The sequence below is a fragment of the Brevundimonas sp. genome (genome assembly GCF_013823285.1).
In the GTDB taxonomy this organism is placed as follows: Bacteria; Pseudomonadota; Alphaproteobacteria; order Caulobacterales; family Caulobacteraceae; genus Brevundimonas.
Window position 1 is genome coordinate 1 of sequence record NZ_PNLV01000102.1, and the last position, 8,121, is coordinate 8,121.

The 8,121-nt window shown below is 65.1% G+C and carries 4 protein-coding genes and 1 pseudogene; all 5 read right to left on the bottom strand.

What is annotated here, in order from left to right; all coding sequences use genetic code 11:
* Nucleotides 1–80 precede the first annotated feature (80 nt).
* Entirely contained in the window at nt 81–1,652 is a 1,572-nt protein-coding gene (locus C0461_RS12000) for an alpha-L-arabinofuranosidase C-terminal domain-containing protein (RefSeq protein WP_292107239.1), read from the bottom strand.
* 56 nt (nt 1,653–1,708) lie between these two features.
* Nucleotides 1,709–2,743: an arabinan endo-1,5-alpha-L-arabinosidase gene (locus C0461_RS12005; protein WP_292107243.1), complete on the bottom strand. Its 1,035-nt coding sequence runs from the start codon at nt 2,741–2,743 to the stop codon at nt 1,709–1,711.
* 183 nt (nt 2,744–2,926) lie between these two features.
* Nucleotides 2,927–5,755 carry a TonB-dependent receptor gene (locus C0461_RS12010; protein WP_292107247.1) on the bottom strand — a complete coding sequence of 943 codons (2,829 nt, stop codon included), beginning with the start codon at nt 5,753–5,755 and terminating at the stop codon, nt 2,927–2,929.
* Nucleotides 5,756–5,935: 180 nt separating this feature from the next.
* On the bottom strand, nt 5,936–7,726 hold the full coding sequence (locus C0461_RS12015) for an IlvD/Edd family dehydratase (protein ID WP_292107250.1): 1,791 nt from the start codon (nt 7,724–7,726) through the stop codon (nt 5,936–5,938).
* 149 nt (nt 7,727–7,875) lie between these two features.
* Nucleotides 7,876–8,121 (bottom strand): annotated as a pseudogene (locus C0461_RS12020) (gfo/Idh/MocA family oxidoreductase); the annotation flags it as partial.

The following is an 8,121-nucleotide window of genomic DNA, read 5'->3' on the forward strand; positions in this document are numbered from 1 at the left end:
ATTTGGACGGTAGGGTAGTTCGTCAGACAGACCGCAAGCCCCGGCCCGCGAATGCAGGCCGGGGAACGGACTGGTGCGGCTCAGTCCAGCGCCACGACGACCACCGATTTCGGCGGCAGGCGCAGGACCAGGTCGTCGCCGTTACGGCTGGCCGAATAGCTGGCCGGCGTCACGACGGTGGGTGCGTCCACGGTGTTGTGGGCGTCCAGGGCATCCGCGGTCAGCACCCGTCCGGCGGCGCCCCGAACAGTGGAGCCCGCGACGCTGGCGGTCACCACGGCTTCGCGGGTCGCGTCCAGATTGACCAGGGCCAAGTGGATGCGGCCGTCCTCGCCGCGCGCGGCCGAGACGCTGACCGACGGCACGGTGACGTCCCCCACGCTGTATTGCGGCGTCTGGATTTCGGCGGGCAGGTGCGTGGCGCCCTGGAAGGGCCTGTACATGTGAAACACATGGTAGGTCGGCGTCAGGGTCATGCGCGGGCCGTCCGTCAGGATCATGGCCTGAAGCACATTCACCATCTGGGCGATATTGGTCATGCGCACGCGCTCGGCGTGCTCATGGAAGATGTTGAAGTTCAGCGCCGCCACCAGGCCGTCACGGATGGTGTTCTGCTGATACAGGAAGCCGGGCTCCCGGCCGGGCTCCGGGTCGTACCAGGTGCCCCATTCGTCCACGAAGAATCCGATGCGCCCTTGTGGATCATGCTCGTCGAGCACGCGCACATTGCTGGTGATGTAGTCGTCGATCAGCATCGTGTTGCGCAGGGTGGAGATCCACTCATCCTCCGCGAAGCCGGTCGCAGGGCCCTTGTCCTCCCACCGCTCCTGTCGCGGACGCGTGTAGTAGTGGTGGGAGATGGCGTGCACGTCGTTACCGCCCATGCTGGCGAGCACCTCGGCCCAGCGCGTGCCGTCATCATTGCCGCCGGACGCCACGATCACCGGACGGCGCGCGTGCGGCGTGCGGATGTTCACATAGGTCGCGTACTGGCGGAAGAGATCGACGTAGTACTCGGGCCGCATGCTGCCGCCGCAGCCCCAGGTCTCGTTGCCGATGCCGAAATAGTGGACCGTCCACGGCTCCTGGCGGCCGTTGGCCCGCCGCTCGTTGGCCAGCGCCGAATCGGTGTCGGACGTCATGTATTCGAGCCAGTCGCCCATCTCGCGCACGGTGCCGGAGCCCACATTGCCGCTGATATAGACTTCGGCGTCGATCATCTCGGCAAAGGCCATGAATTCGTGCAGGCCGAATTCGTTGGTTTCGGGGACCCCGCCCCAGTGGGCGTTGACGCGCACGGGGCGGTCTTCGCGCGGCCCGATGCCCTCGCGCCAGTTGTAGTCATCAGCGAAGCAGCCGCCGGGCCACCGCACCAGCGGCACCTGCAGATCGCGCAGGGCGGCGACCACATCGTTGCGATAGCCATTGGTGTGGGGGATGTCGGAGTTCTCGCCGACCCAGACGCCCTCATAGATGCCAGCGCCCAGGTGCTCGGCGAACTGGGCGTAGACGTTGGGGTTGATCGTGGCGCCCGGCTGGTCGGCGCGGATGGTCACCTCCACCGACACCGGATCTTGCGCCGCGGCGGCGGTCGCGCCCAGCAAGGCCCCGACCGCCAGGGCCGCGCCCGTCAGCATGGCTTTCTTCTTCATGTCTTCCTCCCAGTCTGTCCGGCGCCGGATGCGCCTGTCTGCTTGTTCTGATCGCGTCAGAGGCTGGCGCCGGGCCAGCCGTCGGCGCTCCATGCAATGGGCGAGACGCGCAGCACCGGCGCGCTGTCCCGGTCGCGGTCATAGGCGTGGAACACCAGATAATCCTGGCCCGCATCCTGGAGGACGGCGTTGTGTCCGAAGGCCGGGTAGCGGGGACTGGGCGCGATGATCGGCGAGCCGCCACCCTGCATCATGTCGCGTCCTTCGCGGTCCAGATACGGCCCCAGGACGTCGCGCGAGCGACCCACCACCAGGGTGTAGCTGCTCTCCAGGCCGCGACAGCACAGGTCGAAGGAGGCGAACAGATAGTGCCAGCCATGGTGGGTGATGATGAAGGGCGCCTCCACCGCCCCCGGATGCTCCGGCCTTCGGGCGATGGCATGGACGCGGTCGTCGGAGGGCTTGCCGGTCCCGGGGTCCATGCGGGCGATCTTCAGGCCTGTCCAGAAGCTGCCCCAGCTGATCCACCAGTCTCCGTTCAGGTCGCGAACGACATTGGAATCGATGGCGTTGAAATCGTCCTGCCGGGTCGAGGCGATCACCTGGCCGTCATCGCGCCAGGCGTAGGCCGGGTCCGACGGGTTCAGCGTCGGCGATGACACAAGGCCGATGACCGAGTGGTTGGAGCCGAAGGTCGAGACCGAATAGTAGAGGTGAAAGCGCCCGTTGAAGTGGGCGATGTCCGGCGCCCAGGCGCCAGCGGCGTCCGGCACCGCCTGCCGCGCCCATTCCGGCAGCTCGGCCAGCACATGACCGGCGCGCTGCCAGTGAATCAGGTCACGGGAGGTGCGGATGGGGATCAGACCCTCGGCGGCCTCCCGCGCCGAGCCGGTCGTGCTGAACAGATAGGCTGTGTCGCCCTGCCGAATTATGCAGGGGTCGTGGACTGGCGAGATGTCGCCACGCATACGGGCATTGATCGAGGCCGCCGAAACGATCGCCGGGACCGCCGCACAGCCAGACGCCGCAAGGGCGGCGCCGAGAACAGCGCGCCGCGGAAGCTGTCGTGGGGCTGGGGCCATGGACGTCATGAGCCGTGCTCCTGCATCAAAAACTCATACAAGTGCATGGTAGGGATCAGGGCCTCGCTGACAAGGAAAAAGGCTTGGGCGGAATGGGAAGAAGAGAAGGCGGGGCTTCGTCGCCGGAGCCGCCGCCTTCAGTTCCGCTCCTTAGAAATGGGCGGGGTGCAACCGATCAGAGGAGGACCCGGATCAGTAGAGGGACCAGCGCAGGCCGACCGAGAAGGTTCGTCCGATCAGCGTCGAACCGAAGTTGTAGAGGTCCGGTCCGCCAGAATCGCCGAAGGCGTAATAGGACTGCTGCAACTCATCGGTCAGGTTGACGGCATCGAAGCTGATCGCCAGGCGATCATTGACGTTGTAGCTCGCCTGGAAATCGAGACTTTGCTCGGGCCGCCGCCAGATGCCGATCGGATTGGCGAAGATCCGGGCTTCGTTGTTGTTCAGGAAGTCCTCGCGCCAGACATAGGAAAGACGCGCTCCGAACCCGCCACGCTCGTATGCCATGGTGACGTTGTAGGACAGGTCTGACACGCCGAAGAACGAGGTGTTCTCCTGGCCGATGATGACTCCGGCAGAGTCGGTCTGCGGGATGTTCTGGGAGGAACGGAGGCTTGTCAGACTGGCCTGCACGCCCAGGCCGTCGAGCAGGCCCGGCAGGTAGTCAGGGAAGTAGACAAGACCCAGTTCGTAGCCTTCCAGCACGCCGTCCGAGGCGTTCACAGGCTGGGTCACCACAAAGGAGTCGGTGTTGAGGCCGGAGCCGGGGATGGTGACGCGCCGCGTCAGCGGCACCACCAGACCGTCGATCTCGCGACGGAACAGGGTCAGGTACAGGGCGCTGTCCCGGGCGAAATACCACTCGGCGCCCAGGTCGAAATTCGTTGCGCTGGTCGCTTCCAGATCGGGATTGCCGCCGGAGCCGGTGCCGTAGCCCACATTGGTCAGATCACCCGTCAGGCTGAAGTTCGGGTTCAGGTCGATGAAATTGGGCCGGCGCAAGGTCTCGCCGTAGTTGAACCGGAGCCGGAAATTTTCGGCCACATCGTAGCGCACCGTGAAGGACGGCAGGAAGCGTCGGATGGACTGCTCCGCCGAGGACTGGGCGCCGCTGTTGATGTCGGTGAAGTCCATCTCCGTGTCGACATTCACAAGGCGCAGGCCCGCCTGCACCATGAGCGGCCGATCAAGGATCATTGCTTCGGTGTCCAGCATCGCGTAGCCGGACGTGGTGGTCTCGGTGATATCGAACACCCGATCGAGGCCCAGCTGATCGCGCGCAGGCAGACCATAGAGCGCGAGGATGTCTTCGATATTGTCGCGGATATAGTAGCCGTTCGGGACCATCCACGAGGTGGGCACGTCCGCGCGGCCGTCAAAGAAGCCCTGGTTGACGTGCTGCAGTCCCGGATCAAGGCTCGACAGGGGCTGACCGAGGAAGACGTCGCCGCGCGGACGCCGCTGGTATTCGGCGGCCGTGCGGATGTCGTGCCTGAAGCCGAAGCTGAACTTCTGCTCGATCGAGCCGGGGCGGAACAGATCGTAGTCGACATCGATGCTCAGGGTGAGGGCGTCGCCTTCCGCGCGGCCCGCGTTGTCATAGAACTGGGCCACGGTCCAGGACGCGGGGTCGAGCAACAGGTCGTCCTGATTGTCGCCGGCGGCATTGACGAAATGCCAGGACGGCAGCCCGCGTCCGTCGTTGAAGTCCAGCGTCAGGCCTTCAGGCACGCGCTCGGTGCGCATGGCGTAGAAATCGGTCTGGAACTCGCTGGACTGATACGACAGGTCCGCCACCACGTTCAGACGGTCGGTGAACTGCCAGTCCGCGTTCAGGGCGTAGACGAAACTGTCAGTCTGCGATTCCGTCAGATCGCCGCTCTGGAACCCGAACGGAAATCCGACGAACGACCGCGCGGCGACAATGTTGGTGCCGGGATAAAACTCGATGGTGCTGGCGGGATCGGCGCCCAGCGCGCCCCACCAGTCCGCGAAGGTGAAGTGGAGGCTGTTGAAGGTCTCGTTGCGGAACCCGTCGTAAAAGAACTCGAAGGTGTATTCCGACCAGTCATTCGGCGCCCATTGCAGCGCCACATTCACGGCCGGTCGTGTGCGCTCCCCCGTCAGATCCGAGGCGAACAAGGCGTCACGGGCGAGGACGTAGGGATAATCGACCCCGTTGAACGACAGGGTGGAGCCGGCGGCGTAGGGGAGGCCGCGATCGAGACCGGCCTGCCAGATGGGATTCTCGGCGACGCGGCCGTCGGTGTTGAAGATGCGCTCCAGCGGCACGAACCCCGGCGGCGGATTGGTCGGATCGGCAAAGGGGATGACCGCCCCGGCCGTCACGCTCTGGTCGCGGTACCGGGTGTTGACGTAGCTGAAATTGACCAGGGCGCCCACTTCGCCGGCGCCAGTGCTCCAGCGATTGCTGAGCAACAGGCTGACATTGGGGTCAAGATACTCGCCCTGTTCCTGATAGCTGCCGCGAACGTTGAGGGAGACCTGCGGTCCGTTGAAATCAAAGGGCCGGCGGGTGAAGACATCCACCTGACCGGCGATGCCGGTCTCCAGCTGGTCGGCGGCGCGCGTCTTGTAGACGTCAATCCGGCGAACCAGGTTCGCCGGTATGTCCTGGAGGGCGAACTGACGGCCCGAGGCCGTGAAGATATTGCGCCCGTTCCAGGTGGTGCTGATATCGGGCAGGCCCCGGATCGAAATGCCGTCGGCCTCGCCGCCCGCGCGATTGGTGACCTGGACCCCGCTCACGCGCTGAAGCGCTTCGACCACATTGTTGTCCGGCAGCTTGCCGATGTCCTCGGCCACCACGGAGTCGACGATCTGCACCGAGTTGCGGCGGATGTCGATGCTTTGGGCCAGGCTGGCCCGGACCCCCCGGACGATGATTTCATCGACCTCCGTAACCTCGTCGGGCGGTCCGCCGACGACCTGCGCCAGGGCCGAGCCGCCGTTGAACAGGACCACCGACATGGCGGCGGAATACATCAGGAAACTCTTCATGTGCGCCCTCCCCAGAGCGTCTTTGCACCCCCTCCCGAGGGTGCGGTTTGAGTTGAGACGATGTTCCGTCTTCAGTTATTAACTCATACAAATAAACTTATAAAACAGGTCTGCTTTCTGGGCAAGTCAATTGTGTGATTTATTGAATGGCGCGGATGGGATCCGCGCCTGGCGCGGCGATCAGTGGTTGTGGCGCGGCACGCCCCGGGCGGCGATGCGTTGATATTTCACCGCCGGCGTCAGCACGGCCCCGTCGTCCTGCTGACTGATGACTCCCCGCTGCATTTCCTGCCAGGGCGTCTGGCTTTCCGGATAGGCATAGCCGCCCGCATCTTCCAGAGCCTTCCGACGGGATGCCATGTCCTCGTCAGAAATCACGACATTGACCTCGCCCTTGCGAAGATCGACGCGCACGCTGTCACCGGTCCGGAGCAGCGCCAGGCCGCCGCCCGCCGCCGCCTCGGGCGAGGCGTGCAGGATCGATGGCGAGAAAGAGGTCCCGGACTGACGCCCGTCGCCCATGCAGGGCAGGCCGTTTATTCCCTGCTTCAGAAGGTCTGCCGGCGGGCGCATGTTCACCACCTCGGCCGAGCCGGGGTAACCCAGCGGGCCCGTGCCCCGCATGACCAGAATGGTCGCCGAGTCGGCCTTGAGGTCCGGGTCGTCGATGCGCCTGTGATAATCCTCGGGGCCGTCGAAGACGATGGCCCTGGCCACGAAGGCCTCCGGGTCGTCCGGGTTCGACAGATAATCCCGCCGGAACGCCTCCGAGATCACGCTGGTCTTCATGATGGCGTTGTTGAACAGATTGCCGGTCAGCACCCGGAATCCTGCGTGGGCCATGAGCGGACGGTCGAAGGCCCGGATCACGTCCGCATCGAGAATTTCGGCCCCGGCGCAGTTCTCGGCCAGGGTGCGGCCGTTCACCGTGACAGCATCCTCAATCAGATCCTGCGCCATCAGCTGCGCCACGACGGCTGGCACACCGCCGGCCCTGTAGAAGTCCTCGCCCAGGTATTCGCCGGCCGGCTGCATGTTCACCAGCAGGGGAAGGTCGTGACCGTGCGTCTGCCAGTCCTGCATGGTCAGCTCGACCCCGATGTGCCGCGCGATGGCGTTCAGGTGGATCACCGCATTGGTCGATCCCCCAATAGCGGTATTGACGCGGATGGCGTTGATGAAGGCCTCGCGGGTCAGGATGTCGGACGGCTTGCGGTCCACCTGCACCATCTCGACAATCCGCCTGCCGGTCTCGTAAGCGCATTCCTGGCGGTCGCGGTAGGGCGCGGGGATGGCGCCAGAGGCAGGCAGGCTCATGCCCAGCGCCTCGGCCAGGCTGTTCATGGTGGAGGCCGTGCCCATGGTGTTGCAGTAGCCGGTGGACGGCGCCGCCGAAGCCACCAGCTTGATGAAGCCCGCGTCGTCGATCTCGCCCTTGGCCAGCAGTTCGCGGGCTTTCCAGACGATGGTGCCCGAGCCGGTTCGCTCGCCCCGGAACCAGCCGTTCAGCATCGGTCCGACCGAGAGCACGATGGCCGGTATGTCCACAGTTGCTGCGGCCATGAGACACGCGGGGGTGGTCTTGTCGCAGCCGGTGGTCAGCACCACCCCGTCCAGCGGGTAGCCATGCAGAACCTCGACCAGACTGAGATAGGCCAGGTTGCGATCCAGTCCTGCGGTTGGCCGCTTGCCGGTTTCCTGGATGGGGTGGGTCGGGAACTCCAGGGCGATACCACCCGCCTCGCGGATGCCCTCGCGCACCCGTTCGGCCAAGACCAGGTGGTGACGGTTGCACGGGGACAGATCCGACCCGGTCTGGGCGATGCCGATGATCGGACGTCCAGATTGAAGCTCAGCCTGTGAGAGGCCGAAGTTCATGTACCGCTCAAGGTACAGGGCGGTCATGTCGGTATTTGTCTCGTCGGCGAACCAGGCTCGGGAGCGCAGGGTGCGAGGGGGCTGGTCAGTCATGGGGTGAAAGGTCGTCCGAATGATGAGCGCCAAACGAGCGGCCTGGCGCATGCGGAAATGCGGTTTCGGTGCGGCTTGACATAACTCATACAAATATGCCGGATAGGACGTCCGCCGCAATCAGAAAAGCGACGGGCCTGTCAAAACCGCTAGAAATGAAAGGCCGGCGCGGCGATCCGCTCGCCCAGCATGAAGGCGTCCGCCACATGGCTGAGGGGCGTCAGGTCCACATCGCTGCGTCCCGCCGCGATCAGGTCGGCGAAGCGGCGGTAGAGATGGGCATACTCGCCACCCAGGGCCACATCGTGGGTGGGGCGAACCTGGTGTTCGCCGTCGATGAACAGGTCGGCGCCGCCGTGGGTCAGGGTCAGGACGCCGCCGTCGGTCTCGATCCG

Coding starts and splice junctions, on each gene's coding strand:
- C0461_RS12000 (WP_292107239.1), bottom strand. CDS start 1,652: ATGAAGAAGAAAGCCATGCTGACGGGCGCGGCCCTGGCGGTCGGGGCC.
- C0461_RS12005 (WP_292107243.1), bottom strand. CDS start 2,743: ATGACGTCCATGGCCCCAGCCCCACGACAGCTTCCGCGGCGCGCTGTT.
- C0461_RS12010 (WP_292107247.1), bottom strand. CDS start 5,755: ATGAAGAGTTTCCTGATGTATTCCGCCGCCATGTCGGTGGTCCTGTTC.
- C0461_RS12015 (WP_292107250.1), bottom strand. CDS start 7,726: ATGACTGACCAGCCCCCTCGCACCCTGCGCTCCCGAGCCTGGTTCGCC.